Here is an 18911-nt window from a genome sequence, read left to right on the forward strand (position 1 = left end):
GAACGATGCATATGGATCATTTAGAAGAAAAGATCTTATTTGATAAGTTGAACGGGAAGCTACCAATTTATGATTTGCCCGGAAAGCCGACAGAACAAGAAAAGCCGAGTTCTGTTGAAAATACCCATACCCCCAAGTCAGAAGATGAGATTGTTAATCAATATTTAGCTGAGCTCATACAGAGAATTGCTGCAATGGAGGTGAACCGCGTCAACGAGGCGTTCCGCCCCATCTATTCATGCAGAAAATATATCGGAAAACTTATCGTATTCTGTAAACGAGTGGTTCGAAAGTGCTTAAAATGGTATGTGGAGCCAGTGTGCGTTCAGCAAACTGACTTTAATAACGCTGCAACCCCTGCAATTGGCAGATTGACTGAATTACAGGGCATTTTGTGGAATCAAATAAAAGCCGGCAAAGCGGCTCAGGAGGGCACGACGGCGCAGTTAAACCATTTGCAGGCTAACATTGAGTCAATCACGGTTGACCAGAAAGGCTTCGCAGAGTGGATGGAGGATATGGACTCTGCCATGGAAGGCAGTAAAGCCATACAGCAGGCCACGGTAAAACGATTGGAGCGAGTAGAGGAAATCTCACAACAGTGCGAACTGAAAAATCAAGAGCATGAGCAGAAGATCGGAGTTCTTACAGTTGAGCATAACGGCCGCTTGGATGCCTTAGAGGCACGTTTTGCTGAGATGGAACAACAGTATGCCATTAGTTGCCAAGCATTGCATTGGGCCCAAGCTCGTCTCCAGGAACTCCAGGAGCAGGGGGCGTTTTTAGAAAGTGAGAGCAACTCGCATTTGATTCGTTGTTCCACTTCACAATCCGGAGAGGACACGATCTTGGCGTATATTTTTATGGTATTGGGATTTAAGGAGAAAGAATGTTCCTATTTAGATTTAGGAGCGAATCATGCCAAAAAATTCAGCAATACCTACTATTTTTATCAGAAAGGAGCGCGTGGAGTTTTAGTAGAGGCCAATCCAAAACTAATCCCACAATTAAAATTTTATCGGAATGGCGATGTAATTTTAAATCGGTGCGTCTCGGAAAAAAGCGGGCAGCACGTTGATTTTTATGTTTTGAACGGTGACGGTCTGTCCTCGCCAGATAAAGAACAAGTCGAAGAAGTGATTGCATATAACCCAGCGTTAAAAGTGGAAGATGTTGTGGCGGTCGAGACAATCACGGTGAATGAGATTTTCGATACCTATTTTGAAGGCGCCCCAGTGTTTTTAAATATTGATATCGAGGGCGAGGAAATGAAGATCTTAGCATCAATCGACTTTTCGCGGCATCGTCCCTTGGCAATTTCGATTGAGACGATTCCCTATCGGACGCATTTGGTCGTTGGAATGAAACGCCAGGATATCGTTGCGTTTATGGAAGAGAAGGACTATGTAGAATACGCGTTTACCGGAATCAATTCCATTTTTATTGATAAAAAGCAGATTGCTGAGGTGTTGGAATGAATATTGCCTTTGATGGAGTAGCGCTACTGGGACGTATGTCTAAAAATCGAGGTATCGGAAACTATACGTTGAATCAAATTCGCACAATCTTGCGGAATGACAGAAACAACCGCTACTTCTTTTTCAATACAATGGAAAAAACAGATATTTTTGAACAAGAGATACAAGCGGGACTGCTGCAAGAAGATGATTTTTTCTGCATGAAGAATGGATATTTTCTATCTTCACCAGGGATGCAGGAAGTATATGAAAGCCTTGTGAAAAAATATCTTGAAACAAATAAGATTGATCTGTTCTACATTACTAGTCCATTTGATGGTTCTTTGCCTATTTATAAGAAAGAATGGTTTCAAAACACCAGGGTTGTTGCTACGGTATACGACGTTATCCCCTATGTGATGCGCAAACACTATTTTCCTCGTGAAGAGGATATGAAGTGGTACATGGAGCGAGTGGACATGCTCCGGTGGGCAGATCGCCTTCTTGCGATTTCTCAAAGTGCGAAAGACGACTTGGTTCAATATCTCAATTTTGAAGAAGAGCGGATTGATGTTATTTGGGGGGCTGCGGGTGAGAAATTCAAAAAGATTGAAATTTCCTCAGAAGAGCAGCACTCGTTATTGCGAAAGTTCCATATCGATAGTCCCTATATCATGTGCACCGGGGGTGATGATGAGCGGAAAAATATTGCGGCTCTGATTGAGGCGTTTGGCAGGTTGCCGGATGCGTTGAAAAGGCAGCATCAGCTTGTCATTGTCTGTAAGCTGCAACAGGCCTCTGTAGATCGGTATATAAAATTGGCCAAACAGTGCGGGATTAAGGATCGGGTTGTTTTGACCAATTTCGTCACCGATGAAGAACTGGTGCGATTTTATAACCTAGCGGAATTGGTCGCGTTTCCGTCTGTCTACGAAGGTTTTGGACTGCCGGTGGTAGAGGCGTGGGCTTGCGGGACGCCTGTTTTGACTTCCAACAACTCCAGTCTTGTTCAGATTGCGGGAGACGCCGCTATTTTGGTAGATCCATATTCTGTGGATGACATCAAACGGGGGTTGGAGACAGCCTTAACAGACTGTGACTTGCAGGAGCTTACCCAAAAGGGACAAAAGCGAGTAGAACTGTTTCAATGGAACCGTGTGGCACAATTAACCGTGGATTCCTTTGCTAAGATCGAACCGAAAGAAGCGTCGCCCCAGCCACGGCGTCATATTGCCATGTTTACTCCCCTTCCCACGATTCAAAGTGGAATTTCTGATTATAGCGTGGATATTCTCTGTGTGCTCAGTGAGTATTTTGACGTTGATGTTTTTGTAGACAATGGATATCAGCCAAACTGTAAGCTGCCGGAAACGGTCCGGATTTATCCACATTCCCAATACAGCAGACGACAAGAGCAGTATTACGATACGGTCTATCAGATGGGGAATTCGGAATACCATGTGTATATGTGGCCCTATATCAAACAGTATGGTGGTACCTTGGTTCTTCATGATTATAATATGCATGGAATTGCTCAAGCTGTGGCAATTTATATTCAAAAAAATAATTTTTCTCTGTATAAAGAAATGATGTTAGAAGATTTGGCACCGGAGAAAGTGCAGATGTATTTAAATAATTTGGAGCGCGGTCATAGGATCAATAGCGAAGAGATCGAGTTAAACGGATTCGTGACAAATTACGCAAATAAAATCATTGTGCACAGCCGGGAAGCCAAGGAAAAGCTGCTAAAAAGAAATATTGGCCGCAATGTCCGGTGGATTCGTCACTACGCACGTCTTGAATCGTTGCCGGACGTGAGAACTGCAAAAAAGAAGGTGGGCATACCGGAGGATACGCTCCTATATGCTGCCTTTGGCCATGTTCATGAGACGAAACGGGTTATCCCAATTTTGCGGGCGTTTGCGAAAGTTGCGCAGCGGCAAGAAAAGGCGCGGCTTGTGTTTGTGGGAAAACTGGACTCAAATCTTGAGCCGCTGTTTTCCCAGGAAGTTCAGCGTCTTGGTTTTGGGGATAAAGTCCATGTAACCGGATATACCGATCTGGAGGAGTTTAAGCGTTATATGGACGCGACCGATATCTGCCTCAATTTGCGTTGGCCCTATAACGGGGAGACCAGCGGGAGTCTGATGCGCATTCTTGCAAAGGGAAAGTGCGTCATTGTAAATAATATAGGCAGTTTTGCGGAAATCCCCGACGATGCCTGCGTTAAAATCCCGTCTGTTGAGAGTATGTCCGCAAAGGCCGAAGTAGATGCCATTTTTGAAGCGATGAGTAAGCTGGCGGAAGATGCGAAGTTGCGAGAAGATGTGCAGCATTCTGCCCGTCAATTTGCGGAAGAATGCCTGGATATTAAGAAAATAGCGGAGCAATACGCGGCATTTATTTTAGAGAGTTTTGAGCCGGTTGTGACAGAAGATTTGGTTGGAAGACTGAAAAAGGAAGCGGCTGAAAAGCGGTTCTCTGAAGCGGAGCTGCATAGTCTGGCGCATACGTTGGGATATATAAAGTTATAATGATCTATGTGATTTACGCCTGTGAATGTAATTCTGCACAAAGTTGAGCATTTGAGCACCGCAGATATTGTGGTCAATCGACCTCTGAGCCGCACTTGATATGTGAATGGTCGGTTTATGAGACAGGCGTGGTTTGTCACAGTAGAGCTTATTGTTTTGATGAAAAGAAAACATAGAGCAAGATCAGCTCACGTGGAGGATAAAAAGTTGGCAAAGATTTTGGCTTTTATTAAAACGGAGGCACTATGATGAGAAACGCAATTGCGCTGGTAAAAAGGCATCCAATTCCAGCGCTTATCCTTCTGGCTGAAGTATGTTTGCTGATATATTTCAACCTATTTGAAGGAAAAAACTATATGGGGTATGACGCTTCAGTATACTACCTGCAGACCATCGAAACATGGGAACAAAAGAAGCTTTTTTTGGATAACTGGGAATGGCAGACGACCTTATGCTGGGACAGTCCGATCCTTTTATCAGCGCTTCTTTATGGAATTCTTGGAGATGTATTTCTGGCATATGGATTATCCTGTCTCGTTTTTATTGCAGTGTTTGCCGCTGTGTTGTACGGGATAGGAACACAGCTTGCATTAAGCGGCCGCTTCAAGCTGTGGTTTTTCTGCATTCTGTTTACGCCGTATCTGGCAGGTATCGAAGTTAACAATAATCTTGGATACTTTTTTATGATGTTCTTTGATAGTTCGGCGTATCTGGTAAAAAATTGTATTATCTTTTTCGTGCTTTATATTAGCGGTCAGATTTACAGCAAGGGACTAGAGGGAAAAACCAAGTATTTGGCGCTGATATCTTTAATCGCAATCTATGTCAGCTCAATGTCCAGCGGTTTTTATGTCCTGGTCTTTGGCATACTTCCTGCAATAATATGTTATGTTATATGCTTGATTCTAACCAACCATTTGCGAAGGAATATCATTATTAATGGAGTTTACCTGTTCCTCTGCGCTGTAGCGGCAGTAATAGGAAAAATTAGCGTTGCCCTTATTTATGCTTACCAAAGCCAAGACACAACTGCTATTTTAACGTCTATCGGGCAATTTTGGGACAATTTTTTTGCCATTTTTTCGGGATTGCTTGCATTAACCGGTGTAATTCCTGAATATGAAGGTATTTCTATATTTTCAGCTAACGGGATCGGCTATTTATTTAGACTTCTACTGATTTTTTTAATATGCTGTGGACTAGTTATCGCCTTGTACGGCATAAAAACAAGGAGAGCAGAGGTCAATTATACTGTCATAAATTTGGTATCCATTATATCAGTCAATCTTCTAATGCTGATGTTTTGTTATACAAGCTATGGATCGCCAATATTTGAATATAGATACCTGATTGTTGTTTTTATAGCCAGTATGTTACTGGGCGTTCTAGGAATACAGTATATTGTTTCAACGAATAGCAATAGAGTTTTACGAGTATTAATACAAAGCGGACTATGCATTAGTATTATCGCAACTAATTTTTATTCGTATTATTATTTGAATTTAACCCGGTATGATTCCGTGTTTATGCAAACGGTTATGGGTGAAGTTGATAAATATGATGCGGCGGTCGTATATCATATCGGGAATGGCATACCTTCCTGGGTGCGCAATATAAGAGTATTAGATCAAAAACATTTTTATAATACTGGTGCAAGCTATAATGTGCCACTCTATTGGGGAACCTATACGAAGTATGCTGACGCGGGTCAATATGCAGGTTCGACAATTTTGATCTGTGCGGATGAGGATTATCAAGCGCTTCCGGATTTCATAAAAAATAAATATGTTTATCAGTCTAGAGTCGGAGATGACACATTGGGCCTATATCTGGCGGATGACAATCCGTTAGATTATAAAGTAGGTATTTCAGGCGAGGTCTCTCTTGATTATATGTATTCGCCTGGAATATATACAGCCAATGGCAGTTTTGACAGGGAAGGTTATTTCGAAACAAATGGCACAGAAGGCTTTGCGATCTGGGGGCCGTACACAGCGGTGCCTGAGGGGATCTATCAATTTACGTTAAATTATGAAGTGATGAGCAATCCCAACGAGCTGCAACAGGTGGGAGAATTTGACGTGGCAGTAGACGCCCAGAGAATAGCGGTCATCCCGCTCACCCCAGGCGAGCAGTCTGTTACGCTGGAGGTAGATTTTGATGGGTACACACCGACCGGCCAATTGGAATATCGGACCTATGTATCTACTGGAGTACAATTACGTCTGAAGTCGGTCGAAATTGTAAAAGTGTTGGAATAAAGGAATGGTAATAAGCATGTTGATGAATAATCAGGATAGAAAACTTACAATAAGCCGCTGGATATTTATAGTAGCATATTTCTTTATGATTATATTATGCGCCTGGCAAAGTGACGATGCTTATCATGGCTATACGATGTCGAAACATCTCGCAGATGGATATGGACTAGTATACAACATTGGAGAGCGAGTCAATGCAAGTACATGCCCGCTGTATACAATATTGATTGCTATAGCATACAAAATAACAGGGGAAATGTATTTCACTTCATTGGCTGTAGGAATCGGGTTGTCCATTACGGCAGTTGCCTTAATTTTTTGGAAATTATGTACAACCTATTGGCATGTAATTCTTACATTTATTCTTTTATGCAGCCTATCCTTTGTCAGCTTTACAACATCTGGCCTTGAAAATAGTCTGCTCTATTTGCTCTGCACGTTATTTGTAATAGTAGTATTTTCTGAGGATTATTCACCTAAAAAACTCTTTATACTTGCGCTATTAAGCGGTTTGGTTGCTATGACACGCATGGATAATGTGTTGATCTATCTTCCGATTCTGATATGGGTGTTTTTCATTCATAAAAGGAGTGTTTCTCTTCTAAAATCTACATTAATTGGATTTGCTGGAGTCTTGCCGTTTATACTATGGGAGCTGTTTTCCCTCTTCTATTACGGATTTCTCTTTCCGAATACTGTTTATGCAAAACTTGGCACTGGGATTTCGCTGGGACGGTACATCAAAAAGGGGATCGACTACTTTTTAGTAACTGGCGCTTATGATTTAGCAGTTGTCGTGATTCCTATTTTGGCGGTCATAGCAGTGTTTTTTATTAAGAATATAAGGTATAGATTATTGGCGGGCGGAGTCTTCCTTTATATGCTCTATATACTGCGGATTGGTGGAGATTTTATGGTCGGACGCCATTTTACAGTTATTTTCTTATTGAGCATATGTATTTTATTGAAATGTCATAGTGAAATCGCCTTGAAAAATGCGCAGGTATTGGAAGGAAAAGGAAAAATTGTATCTTCGGCTGTGTGCATATGTGTGGTAATGTACTCCTTTACAGCAGGGCATCTCGTAACAAAGGATTTTTTATATTTTGGGAAATATAATTCAGCAATGGGCATAGCTGATGAACGAGCATTTTATTATCCCAATACTGGGCTATCGAATAATATTATATCACTAGTAGTTACTGGGAATTTGTCTGTTCCTAATACATGGTCTTTTGAAGAAATTAATGGTTTGAGATCACAAAATATTACAAAAGCAATTGTGAGCTGGGCTCCCGGTATCCTAGTCTACTATAACTCGGATATGTATTTGGGGGATCCATATGCCTTGGGAGATCCCTTATTAGCTAGGCTTCCTGCACTCCCTACTTATGGTGATAACTGGAGGGTCGGCCATACACCCAGAAACGTGCCTAAAGGTTATGCAGAGTCTGTACAGAATGATACAAATGAAATTATAGACCCGAACATAAGGCAATACTACGAAATTATTAAGCTAATTACGCGGGGAGATCTCTTTGATATAGAGAGACTAAAGGCAATCGTAGACATCAATCTGGGGAAATACAATTATTTGTTGGAGGTAGATGAAAACACAAAGCATTTTTATGATACAGGGATATCCGTTGCCAATGGCCGTTTTGAGGCTGATGGCACTTATGTGACCGATGGCACAGAAGGCTTTGCGACCTGGGGGCCGTACACAGCGGTGCCTGAGGGGACCTATCAATTTACGTTAAATTATGAAGTGATGAGCAATCCAAATGAGCTGCAACAGGTGGGAGAATTTGACGTAGCAGTAGACGCCCAGAGAATAGCGGTTGTCCCGCTCACCCCAGGCGAGCAGTCGGTTACTCTGGAGGTAGATTTTGATGGGTACGCATCGACCAGCCAATTGGAATATCGGACCTATGTATTCAATGGAGTCCAATTAAAGTTAAAGTCTATTGAAATTCAAATGGTAAATACAGATGAGAATTAAGTGAGGGGGCTTAATAATGATTAAAACACTTCAAGTAGATTTTCAACACCAGGATGCGCGTGGCCAGCTGATTCAGCTGATCCATCAGGGGTATGAGCAGATCAATGTCCTGGAATCCAAGGCAGGTGTATTTCGCGGCGGCCATTACCACAAAATATCCACGGAGGCTTTTTACGTGGTAACAGGCTCGGTGGAGGTACATGCCACGCGGGATAAAGAAGAGGAGAAAAAGACCTTCCATGCCGGAGACTTCTTTGCTATCGAACCATACGTTGTACATAGCTTTAAGTTTCCAGAGGATTGCATTATGGTACAAATGTACAGCATTTGTGTACAGGGCAGCGATGGGACAATGGACATCTACAGTGAAGGAGATAAATAGTCATCATGGATAAAACGAGCAGAATATGTATTGTTGGTGATAAAGGTGCATTGGGAAGCGCGATTAAGAGCCAACTGTTACAGGAAGGGTTCTCCAATATATTGTCCTGTGATTTGCCAGAGGTTGACTGTACTTCGCAGCAGGCAGTAAAACAATACTTTGAAGCGAACAGGCCGCAGTATGTGTTTTTCCTGGCGGCGATTTCAGCGGGAATCGAGTATAAGAAGAAGTATCCTGTGGAGATCCTGCTGAAGAACTTGCAGATGGAGACCAACATTCTCTCTTGCAGCCATGAGTATGGCTGCAAGAGACTGCTGAATGTTTGCAGCGCGCTGCTCTATCCCAGTGCGTCTCCTATGCCGTTGAAAGAGGAATATGCGACGCTGACAAACCTGAATGAGATCGATACGCCCTATTCCCTGGCAAAGGCAGCAGGATTCCAACTGTGCAAGTACTATCAGCAACAGTACGGAGATGACTTTTTTACCGTAGTTCCCTGTAATTTCTTTGGGGAATATGCGGCCTTTGATGGAGATAAGGCGGGGGTTGTCCCGTCTCTGATCAGAAGGATCTCGGAGGCGAAAGAACAAAATCAGCCAGAAGTTGTTGTTTGGGGGACAGGCAATGCCTGCAGAGAATTTCTGAACAGCAAAGACGTTGCCAGCGCCTGCATTTTCCTAATGAAAGCGCCTCAGACAATTCCCTTGATCAATATCGGCCGTGGGCACGAATATACCATACGAGAGACGGCAGAAACCATCCGAAGGGTAATCGGCTATACGGGAGAGCTGGTTTTTGATCCGGAAAAACCAGAAGGCAGGCTTCACATGCAGTTAGATACCACGGCGTTATTCGGTTTAGGCTGGAAGCCCACAATGAATTTGGAAGAGAGCATTCGGGACGCCTATACCTGGTATGTTGCGCAACGATAGGGAGAGTTGACATGAAACGATGCAAATATTTGATTTTGGGGGCAGGGCCCGCAGGACTCACGGCGGCTAACATGCTGCTGGACAAAGGGATCGAGGATATTGTCCTGTTAGAAAAAGAGGCGGTAGCGGGCGGCCTGTGCAGAACGGAATATGTCAATGGCCAGCCGGTCGATTTTGGCGGGGGACATATCCTAGATACAAGAAGCAGAAAAGTAGATGACTTTGTATTCCGCTTCCTGCCTGAAACAGAGTGGAATGCTTTTACTCGGGATTCTCAAATTTATTTTAAGGGGAGACTGATGGGAAGCCCCTTTGAGGCACATATTTGGCAACTCCCGGTGGAGTGGCAGGTGGAATATCTCAAGGCAATTGCGGTTGCAGGCTGTAATTTGGGCACAGAGAAGCCAGAAAAATTTGTGGACTGGATCGTTTGGAAGCTGGGGAGTAAAATAGCGGAGGACTATATGCTACCCTATAACCGGAAAATGTTCTCTAAAAACCTGAACTCCTTAGGGACTTATTGGCTGGAAAAGCTGCCAAATGTCTCGTTTGAAGAGACGTTGATGAGCTGCATAGAGCATAAATTTTACGGCAGTCAGCCATGTCACTCCAATTTTTATTATCCCCAAAAGGAAGGATTTGGAGACCTGTTTATACGCATGTCTCAAAGATTGGGAGAGCGTTTTTACGCTAATGAGACAGTACACAAAATCGATTTTACTAACAATTCTGTTAATGACACGTTTAGCGGTGAGACGATCCTGGTGTGCATGCCGTGGACCGACATTCAAGAATTTGTGGGGATGCCGGATAGTATTGTGGACGGCATCAAGCGGCTGAAATATAGTTCGGTTCAAATCGACTACTACGCAAAATCCCTGCCCTATGAAACAACAGCGCAGTGGATTTACTACCCCAGCGAGGAGTACAGCTTCCATCGCATTATGGCTATGGAAAACTTTGCGCTGGGCTCTCACGGTTACTGGACTGAAACCAACGGTGAACGCGTGAGTATTAACAAGGAGCGCAGCGATTTCCACTACCTCAATCAGTATGCATATCCGCATAACACATTGGATAAGCCTGAAATTATGGAAAGATTGCTGGATTGGACCGGAAAGCATAAAGTTTACGGCTTGGGGCGCTGGGGAGAATGGCAGCACTTTAACGCTGATGTTGTAATCGAACGTGCTATGGACCTCGTGGACCGCCTAAGTGCGCAATAGGAGCAGCTATGAAAGAATCAACGACAGACTTCCAGTCGGCAACGATTATTCTTCCGGCAATGAATGAAACGTTTTCATTCGAGCAGACAGTAGATGTTATTGTAGAAGAGTGTGACCGGGCAGATATATGTGAATTCATTGCTGTAGTCTGTGATCGAACTACAAAAGAATGTCTTTCGTCTATTGAAAAATCAAAGAAAAAATGCCAGGAGCTGGGGTACGAGTTTACGGTTCTGTGGCAGACACGTCCCTTCGCTGGGGGTGCCATTCAAGATGCCATTGATATTGCGAAAGGCTCTCACTTAGTCATGATGTCTACTGATTTGGAGACAGACCCCCATGTGGTTGCGAATTTGATCGCCGTGGAAAAACAATATCCAGAGGATATTACTACCGCCTCAAGATGGCTGAGTAAGGGGAATTTTACGGGCTACGATAAGAAGAAAGAGATTCTCAATTACTGGTTTCAAAAAATATTTTCCCTATATTACGGAGTGAATTTAACAGACATGACATACGCATTTCGGATCTTCCCTACAAAGCTTATGCAGAAAATTGCCTGGGAAGAACTCAAGCACCCGTTTTATTTGGAAACGGCATTAAAACCGGTGCGTCTGGGAATAAAATTCCATGAGATTCCTGCGAAATGGGTGGCCCGGCAAGAAGGAGAGTCCCAAAATACATTCCTTCAAACCTTTGCATATATTAAACCGGCGTTAAAATTTCGCTTATATAGTAAGAAAAAAATTGTAAAAGAGAACGAAGATGTATGAATTTTGATAAGATAAAGCATCTCATTTACCGATATCGAGATGTCATCTCCTATGGTTTTTTTGGCGCATGTTCTACACTACTGAATATTGCTGCGTATTATGTCTTGGCATATCAGTTCCATTTCGGTACCATTATCAGCACGATCTTCGCATGGGTATTCGCGGTATTGTTTGCTTATGTGGTAAACCGCCTTTTTGTGTTTCAAAGTCAGGTACGGGATGCAAAGGGCGTGATTCGTGAATTCTACATGTTTATGGGCTGTAGGCTTGGCTCAGAACTTTTGGATATCGCGGCCATGTACTTCTTTGTAGACTGTATGCATTACAATGATATGATTATTAAAACAGCCGCCAACGTTATGGTCATTATCGTCAATTATATTGCCAGCAAGTTTTTCATATTCAAGTAAGGAAACTGCTTGCGAACATTATCTTTTTTTACATAATATGAGTGGAAAGGCGTTGGCCGTTAAGATGCGGTGACCATCTGCTTGGTGAGGATGGCATTCTGGACACGATTCATTGGTATCAAACCCATCAAGCATGGATGAATCGTATCTGGCACTTATCAAGATTACTACGCAAAAATGTATAAGGCTGCGAAAGATTATGTTCGCAAATACCAAGTTCCGAATAGCAATCAATAATGCAGAAGGGTAAATTATCACATGAGAGATAGAAACTTAGGCGTGCTGTACCGAATGATTCAGGTATTGCAAGGCGTCATCATTGGCATAGGAGCGGTGCTGCCCGGAATCTCGGGCGGCGTTCTCTGCGTGGTGTTCGGCATCTATAAACCAGTGATGGAACTGCTCAGTAACCCGTTGCGCAATTTTAAAACACATGTTCCGCAGTTAATGCCAGTCATCGTCGGTGTTGGCGTCGGCTTTTTGGGCGTGTCCAAAATTCTAAGCTTTTTCCTGGAGACATATCCAGATCCGTCTGTCTGCTTGTTTATCGGTCTGATTGTTGGTATGCTTCCATCCCTGTTTCAAACGGCGAAGAAGCGGGGACAGCCAAAAGGTTGTTGGATTGCACTGTCGATTGCCTTTATCGTGATTATCACGCTGCTTGCGTTACTTAGTCTGTTCTCCGTTCATATTGTGTCGAATCTCGGCTGGTATATGTTTTGTGGGGTTTGCGTGGCGCTGAGCGTTATCGTACCGGGGATGAGTTTTTCTACTCTATTGATGCCGCTGGGACTATATACTCCGTTTATCGACGGCTTAGGGAGCCTCGATTTCACTGTACTGGTTCCAGCTGGAATTGGCGCAATCGTCACTATGATCTGTTTAGCCAAAGCAGTGGATGCGTTATTTAACCGTTTCTATCCGTATGCCTTTCATGCAGTGATCGGTGTTGTGGTTGCCGCAACCATCGTGATTGTCCCCTTTGATAGTTTTATTCACTCAATCAGCGCATTATTGATAAATATTTTCTGTGTTATTATTGGTAGCGTCATCGCTTTAGCACTAAATAAATTTAACCAGAGTATTTCCCGCAAGAAATGTTGTAGGCAGACTTGGGGGGTGGACGAAAAGTTGGACCTGGAAGAGGTAGGAGGAGCGGCATCAACGTCGGAACAAAAGGGCTAGGCCTTGTTTGAAAAATTGTGAGACTTGTTCTAAATCAACAAAATTGCAATGGCGGCAAGGTGGACGAAGGCCAGGAATGAGGCATCCAGCTTGTCGTATCTGGTAGCAATTCTGCGAAACCACTTGATTTTTTGGAAAAAACACTCAATCAGATGCCGCTCTTTGTACAGATACCAGTCTACCGGCCAGGGATTAGACACATTGCTTTGGGGCGGGATTACGTAATTCGCCCCATGCTCTGAGATATATTCCCGAATGGATTGAGCACCATAAGCCCGGTCTGCCAGCACATTACTCCCGCTGAGTTCAACGTTTTCAAGCAGCTCCACGGCATGAACACAATCATTATCATTTCCGGCTGAGAGAAGAAACTCCACCGGGTTGCCAAGCCCGTCTACAATGGCATGGAGCTTTGTGTTCAGACCGCCTCTGGTACGGCCAACGGCCTTATCCGCCGTTTTTTCCCCCGCCATTGGCGCTTTCGTGTACCTTGATGCAGGTGGAATCTATACTTAGATTTTCCATGTCCGCATCCTCAGACAGTGCATGAAATACAGTTTCCAGTGTGCCGTCATCCCGCCATTTGGCAAATCGGGCATACACGGACTGCCAGGGGCCGTAGGCCTCTGGCAATTCCCGCCACTGGGCGCCGCTTCGGGTAATCCAGAGCATCCCGTTCAGCATCGTCCGGTTATCCTTCCGAGGGCGGCCTCGTTTCCCTGTTTCTTCCGGCGGCAGAAGAGGTTTGACACGGTTCCATTGTTCCGTTGTTAATTCATAACGTTTCATACTTCTAGTTTCGCATATCTGCTTCTTTTGTGCAACTTTTATTTTTCAAACAAGGCCTAAGCGGGGTACCAATGTCATTTGGAGCAATCCCACAAATATCAACAATATCGTGCACAAGCACGGCGGTAAAGAGTAACCATCAAATCCCCAGGCGAATAGATAACTATGAGACAATAGTAGTGGAACGAACCGGAAAAAGCGGGAAGATCCGCTACTATTGCTATAGGGGGCAGGAAACATGACGTCAGCCGAATTAAAGCACGAGGCGCATTTACAGAGATGGTCAGCAACGATTCAGGGATGCAGAAGCAGCTGTCTGTCTGTGAAGGGTAGTGTTGCATATTTCGCTCCAAGAAGTCCATCCGCACGGTGAAATAAGTCCACCGTCACGGGAAACCAAGTCCACCGTCATGGAGAAGAAGTCCACCCGGTCTCCGGTACCGGGGACCGGGTGGTGGTGAAGCAGATGTCCTAATGGCTTGAAGGAGCGTTTGGAGCCCCGCACTGAGACTATCCCCTATTTTGTGTAAACCTCTGATGTGGTGTAGATTAGAAGCACCACATTGGAGATTGGCTTGCGCCCTCGGCACGGCTGCCAGTCGCAGGTTCTACACTGTCCGCTATATCCGCCTGCCGGATCTGCTGGTGGAGATCTCCGTGGCCAGGGCCAACGGAACCTACCGGGACTACATGAAAAAGCTCAAGAAAGAGAAACTTCTCATCCTGGACGAGTGGCTGCTCTACCCTCTCAAGGAGACAGAGACAAGAGATGTGCTGGAACTGGTAGAGGTCAGAAACAAGGTGTCCTTCGCCATCTTCTGCTCCCAGTACAACACCAGTGAGTGGTACGAGAACCTATACGATCCCACCCTGGCCGATGCAATCTGCGACCGAATCATGTACAACGCCTATACCATCCAGATTGAGGGTGAGTCTATGCGCAAGCGCAAGGCCATCCCCGAGTAAGCTCCGGCATGGAGGCCCGGTACTCCACACCTCCGGCCGCCATGTACCATTTTCCCGGAATGGATGCACCATTCGTACGGAACTAGTGCACCTCCTTCAGCGGTCATACTGCACTCTTGGGGCGGTATATGCAGAAACGCATATATAGTAACAACTCCTGTGCGCTATCCAACCACTTTCGAGGGAAAACAGCTCTATTTTGGAACTCATTGCACCTCTTTTGAATACTTAAGTATCATAGTCTGCTCAACATTGACCAATTTCTATTGTCCCTGTCTTGCCGCTTATCGTACCCGATAATCATTGGATGTACATCCCCCATTCTCTCGGAACCTCGCCTGCTTCTCTACCCGGCCCTGGCGGATCAGCTCCGCCAGGGCTCGTTTTATGGTCGAGCGTGAGAGGCTGAGCTCTTTGGCCATGGTACCAATGGCGTACCAGCTCTCGCCGTCCTGGTTGGCCCGGTCGTGGAGGTACACCAGCACCTGCTTGGCCTTGGCACTCAGTTCCGGGTTGCCGTAGATCTCACCAAAATAGCTCATGGCGCTGTTTCCTCCTTTTTCGGCGTGCGGTAGTTGTTCTGGCGGGCAGGTGCGGGGAACGCCCGGTATATGGCATGGGTCAACTCCGACTTGCTGGCATAGTAGATCTTCCGGGGGGCCCTTTGGGGCACATGGTAGGGCTCCCCAAAGGTGATCCCCCACTCCAGGAACAGCCGCAGGCGGGTGCGCATGGGGTGGGTGCCGGTTTTCATGACGAAGAAGTTTCCCTTGGGGATGGACTTGAGCTCGTCCGGGGTCATGAGGGGACGCTCTATCATCTGCAGGCTCTGGCTGGATTCGCCCTTCCCCCGGGAAATGGAGCCGCTCATGACGGTGCGGCTGCCCAGGGCCTTGGAGAGCACCTCGGCGGTCTGGCTGTTGGGGGCAAAGCCGCCGAAGACGGTGTCCTGCACGTTATCCATGATGATCTCTGCCCCCTCCTTGCCGTAGTTCTTCTCTATTTGGGCGATGCTCTGGATGATGGGCACCAGGGTCAGCCGCCGGGAGCGGCCGGCGGAGAAGAGGGGCAGGATGTCGAAGGCGGGCATGGTGCCCAGCTCGTCGCAGAAGAACACCACCCGGCTGGGCAGCTTCCCACCGTGAGCATCTGCTACCTCGAACAATTCCCGGCTGAGATTCTGGATCATCAGCCCGGCCATGAAATTTTTGGTGGCATCTTCCTCTGGAAGTATCAGGAAGATGGCGGATTTCTTTGCGACGAAGCTCTCGGCGTCCATGGCGCTGTCGAAGCAGAGAACCTGCTCCAGCTCCGAGTCCAGAAAGGTGTTCAGCCGGGAGAGGACGGTGGACATGACCGAGGCCATGGCCTGGTCTGCGGCAGTGAGGGCAGAGCCGGAGAACCAGCGGGCCTTGTGTTCGTCCGGCAGGCGGTTCATGAGAAGCTGGAACTCGTTCTTGCCCGGCAGGGCACTGGGGGCCAGGAGCTCCTGCACCAGCTTGAACACGGACACGATATGCCGCCGCTCCCGCGGCTCCCCGTCGATCTCTCTGGGCGGCAAGTACTCCGCCAGCAACAGAGTGACGGCGGTGAGCACACCCTCCGCCGCGTCGTAAAAATATTGATTTTGTGCGTAGTTCTCCCCATCTGGGTTGATGATGGTCTTGGAAAGGATTTTGGCGTACTTCTCCGACTTGGCCCGGGCGGCCAGGTTGGCGGGATCCTTCCGGCACACGTCCATGTAGTGGTTGATCAGGGTGAGCAGATTGTAGCCATCCGAGCGGGTGGGGTTGCGGAGATCCACCACGGACACCTGATAGCCGTAGCAGTCCCGGGCGATGGATCCATAGTTTCGGGCCAGATCTCCCTTCGTGTCACTTGAAAAGAAACTCATGCCGCTGGCACAAGCATATTGTTGCGATAGGTAAGCCTTTGAGGTCATCTCCGGCTTTTCCCCCGCTTAGCACCGTGCATGAGAGTTTCCCCTCACACGGCGCCCCATCAATATTCACTTATATGAATCAATTTCACAATTTCCAACAAGCTTTCTAAGCTGATTCAGCCTCAGAAAATCAATCTTTATACCATTAAGCTTCTTCAGATAACACTCTATAGTTGCTCTATCCGTCGCATGGACGAGCCTGTGAACATCTGTGGTCACCCATACCAAGTTTTCATACAGGTCACCGCCGCCATCCTGTTGGCTCTTTTTGTGGTGGACTTCCATTTCACCCAAACGAAGCAGTTCTCCTGTGACATAGCACCGGCCCTGCTGTCCAACATAGAGCGATATTCTGTTGTCATTGTATTCAACGCTGGTATTCCCAACCGGGTTTTCCATCAGGCTATATAGGATTTTCCTATCAATTGCCTGTAGAAAACTGTGGATTTTCTTTCTGCCCTCCGGCGTGTAACTGCAAATATCCTGGGAAAAATTCCTGGGAGGGCAGTTTTTAACAGATACAATGGGGAACAGAACCCTGCCCCGTACAGCGTACAATTTTCCTGTGTAGCTGCCATAGAATTTTTGATAGGCTTTAGACTTAATGATATTTTTGCTGAGGATGTTCTTTAATCTGCATTTCAGGCTTTTTTTGACCTCAAAGGCAATCCGGTCAAAGTCAAGGTAGACATTGGTCGCCATATTGAAATAATTGTGCAGGCACAGCACCGCAGCGTTGAACTCGTTAACGCTTTTGGGCGTAGGAGATTTTTTGGAGCTTCTTTACCTTGTCTTTGAGGGTTGATTTGGCTTTTTCAACTGCCTTGTCATGCACATGCGCTTTAATGACCCATTTATTTCCTTTGTGCCACAGCTTCATCTTGATCCCCAAAAATTCTGAGTAGTGCTTTTTAAGGTTGACTACCTTTGATTTCTCTTGGCTGATTTCTAGGCTCAGCCGTTCTCTTAGCCACATCTGTACAGCCTGGAACAGCTTGTCCGCGTCGCTCCGCTTTTTGCAAAATAACTTGAAATCATCGGCGTACCTTACAATGAAAACCTCTTTTAATTGCGAGGTTTCTCGCAGCATCTTGTACTCGTAGGAATGCGACGAATAGTGACGCTTTGGTTGGAAAGTCTCCCATTGGCTGGCTATCCACCAATCTAATTCATTAAGAACGATGTTGGACAAAAGCGGACTGAGCAGCCCACCCTGAGGGACTCCCCTGATTGGAACACCTTCCCCAGCAATTTCCGCCTTCAGCATTTTCGATAAAATACAACGCAGATTCTTATCCCGGATACCTAGAGCCTGTTTGAAAACTAGCGATGTGCCCAGCGGCGAGGGATTTTGAATCGCTGGCAAGCAATATTTTCGCAGGAATCCTGACGGATTTCAAGGAAAAATTGCGCCGTCCAGCGGGCAAAAGGCCCGCCGATTGGGCATGTTGACAGTTTTCAAACAGGCTCTAGTGTTCATATCTGCTTGAGCAGCTTGGCATGGTTGACATGATCGAAAAATCCTTTGATATCAATATCAACTACAAACTGGAAGTTGTTCCTGCTGGTGAGGAAGTTTGCTCTGGCGATTGCGTCTCTGGTTCCTCGGTTGGGCCGGAACCCATAGCTGTGAGCATAGAATTTTGCCTCACAGATAGGTTCCAGGACTTGAAGGATACACTGCTGAATCAGCCTGTCCTCAATCGTGGGAATGCCAAGGGGCCGCATTCCTCCATTTGGCTTTGGAATCTCCACCCTGCGTACAGGGTGAGGGGTGAACCAATCCAGGCGGTTCCGCACATAGGATATCAGTACCTTCGGATTTTCCCCCGCAACAGAGAGAATTGTACTCTGATTGACACCCTTTGTCTTACTGCCCCTGTTCTTCTTGATATTGCGATAGGCGAGTAAAATGTTTTCTCTGCTGGTGATGTACTGCATCAAAGCCTTGAAGATAAATTCCCTTTGGCTTTTTGCGTATAGGTCATCAAATAGCGCCTGCGTATCATAGTACTCATTATTTCTGATTTTCTGCTTCTTGGGTCGCTTAGG

Annotated in this window: 15 protein-coding genes and 2 pseudogenes; 11 read left to right on the forward strand and 6 right to left on the reverse strand. The window is 45.8% G+C overall.

All coding sequences use genetic code 11. The features are described 5' to 3' along the window. The first annotated feature begins 11 nt into the window (after window positions 1-11). The 10 genes from B5E42_RS08925 (at window position 12) to B5E42_RS08970 (ending at window position 13162) form a co-directional block, all read left to right on the forward strand. Window positions 12-1478 carry an FkbM family methyltransferase gene (locus B5E42_RS08925; RefSeq protein ID WP_162613950.1) on the forward strand — a complete coding sequence of 489 codons (1467 nt, stop codon included), beginning with the start codon at window positions 12-14 and terminating at the stop codon, window positions 1476-1478. Next, a complete protein-coding gene (locus B5E42_RS08930) occupies window positions 1475-3991 on the forward strand; it encodes a glycosyltransferase (protein WP_087238808.1) in 2517 nt (838 codons plus the stop codon). Before B5E42_RS08925 ends, B5E42_RS08930 begins: the two co-directional genes overlap by 4 nt. Window positions 3992-4239: 248 nt before the next feature. Further along, the gene (locus tag B5E42_RS08935) at window positions 4240-6252 is read left to right on the forward strand and encodes a hypothetical protein (RefSeq protein ID WP_162613951.1); all 2013 of its coding nucleotides are present in this window, start codon (window positions 4240-4242) and stop codon (window positions 6250-6252) included. Window positions 6253-6268: 16 nt separating this feature from the next. After that, a complete protein-coding gene (locus tag B5E42_RS18860) occupies window positions 6269-8254 on the forward strand; it encodes a hypothetical protein (RefSeq protein WP_162613952.1) in 1986 nt (661 codons plus the stop codon). 16 nt (window positions 8255-8270) lie between these two features. Next, a complete protein-coding gene (locus B5E42_RS08945; protein WP_087238815.1) occupies window positions 8271-8636 on the forward strand; it encodes a cupin domain-containing protein in 366 nt (121 codons plus the stop codon). 5 nt (window positions 8637-8641) lie between these two features. Then, on the forward strand, window positions 8642-9568 hold the full coding sequence (locus B5E42_RS08950) for an NAD-dependent epimerase/dehydratase family protein (RefSeq protein ID WP_087238817.1): 927 nt from the start codon (window positions 8642-8644) through the stop codon (window positions 9566-9568). Between the two features lie 11 nt (window positions 9569-9579). Beyond that, complete coding sequence (locus tag B5E42_RS08955) at window positions 9580-10794, forward strand: FAD-dependent oxidoreductase (RefSeq protein ID WP_087238818.1); 1215 nt, start codon at window positions 9580-9582, stop codon at window positions 10792-10794. 8 nt (window positions 10795-10802) lie between these two features. After that, on the forward strand, window positions 10803-11567 hold the full coding sequence (locus tag B5E42_RS08960) for a glycosyltransferase family 2 protein (RefSeq protein WP_087238820.1): 765 nt from the start codon (window positions 10803-10805) through the stop codon (window positions 11565-11567). After that, entirely contained in the window at window positions 11564-11977 is a 414-nt protein-coding gene (locus B5E42_RS08965; protein ID WP_087238822.1) for a GtrA family protein, read from the forward strand. The genes B5E42_RS08960 and B5E42_RS08965 overlap by 4 nt, the downstream gene beginning before the upstream one ends. Before the next feature lie 258 nt (window positions 11978-12235). Further along, complete coding sequence (locus tag B5E42_RS08970) at window positions 12236-13162, forward strand: DUF368 domain-containing protein (protein WP_087238825.1); 927 nt, start codon at window positions 12236-12238, stop codon at window positions 13160-13162. A gap of 29 nt (window positions 13163-13191) precedes the next feature. On the opposite strand, the pseudogene B5E42_RS08975 reads toward B5E42_RS08970, so the two are convergent. Then, window positions 13192-13951, reverse strand: a pseudogene (locus tag B5E42_RS08975) (IS5 family transposase). 570 nt (window positions 13952-14521) lie between these two features. Here B5E42_RS08975 and B5E42_RS08980 point away from each other — a divergent pair. Then, window positions 14522-14917 (forward strand): ATP-binding protein, encoded by a 396-nt coding sequence (locus B5E42_RS08980; RefSeq protein ID WP_242967072.1) that lies wholly within the window; start codon window positions 14522-14524, stop codon window positions 14915-14917. A 284-nt stretch (window positions 14918-15201) separates the two neighbouring features. Here B5E42_RS08980 and B5E42_RS08985 read toward each other — a convergent pair whose 3' ends face one another. The 5 genes and pseudogenes from B5E42_RS08985 to B5E42_RS09010 all read right to left on the reverse strand — a co-directional run. Next, a complete protein-coding gene (locus B5E42_RS08985) occupies window positions 15202-15459 on the reverse strand; it encodes a helix-turn-helix domain-containing protein (RefSeq protein WP_087238827.1) in 258 nt (85 codons plus the stop codon). Beyond that, complete coding sequence (locus B5E42_RS08990; RefSeq protein WP_087238829.1) at window positions 15456-16859, reverse strand: type IV secretory system conjugative DNA transfer family protein; 1404 nt, start codon at window positions 16857-16859, stop codon at window positions 15456-15458. Before B5E42_RS08990 ends, B5E42_RS08985 begins: the two co-directional genes overlap by 4 nt. A gap of 66 nt (window positions 16860-16925) precedes the next feature. After that, window positions 16926-17561, reverse strand: coding sequence for an HNH endonuclease signature motif containing protein (locus tag B5E42_RS08995; RefSeq protein ID WP_141242505.1), 636 nt, complete (start codon window positions 17559-17561; stop codon window positions 16926-16928). A gap of 43 nt (window positions 17562-17604) precedes the next feature. After that, window positions 17605-18225, reverse strand: a complete 621-nt coding sequence (locus tag B5E42_RS09000) for a reverse transcriptase domain-containing protein (protein ID WP_162613953.1) — start codon at window positions 18223-18225, stop codon at window positions 17605-17607. A gap of 113 nt (window positions 18226-18338) precedes the next feature. Next, window positions 18339-18800, reverse strand: a pseudogene (locus tag B5E42_RS09010) (reverse transcriptase domain-containing protein); the annotation flags it as partial. Window positions 18801-18911: the final 111 nt, after the last annotated feature.

Origin of the sequence: Flavonifractor sp. An10 (genome assembly GCF_002161215.1) — a bacterium.
GTDB lineage: Bacteria > Bacillota > Clostridia > Oscillospirales > Oscillospiraceae > Flavonifractor > Flavonifractor avistercoris.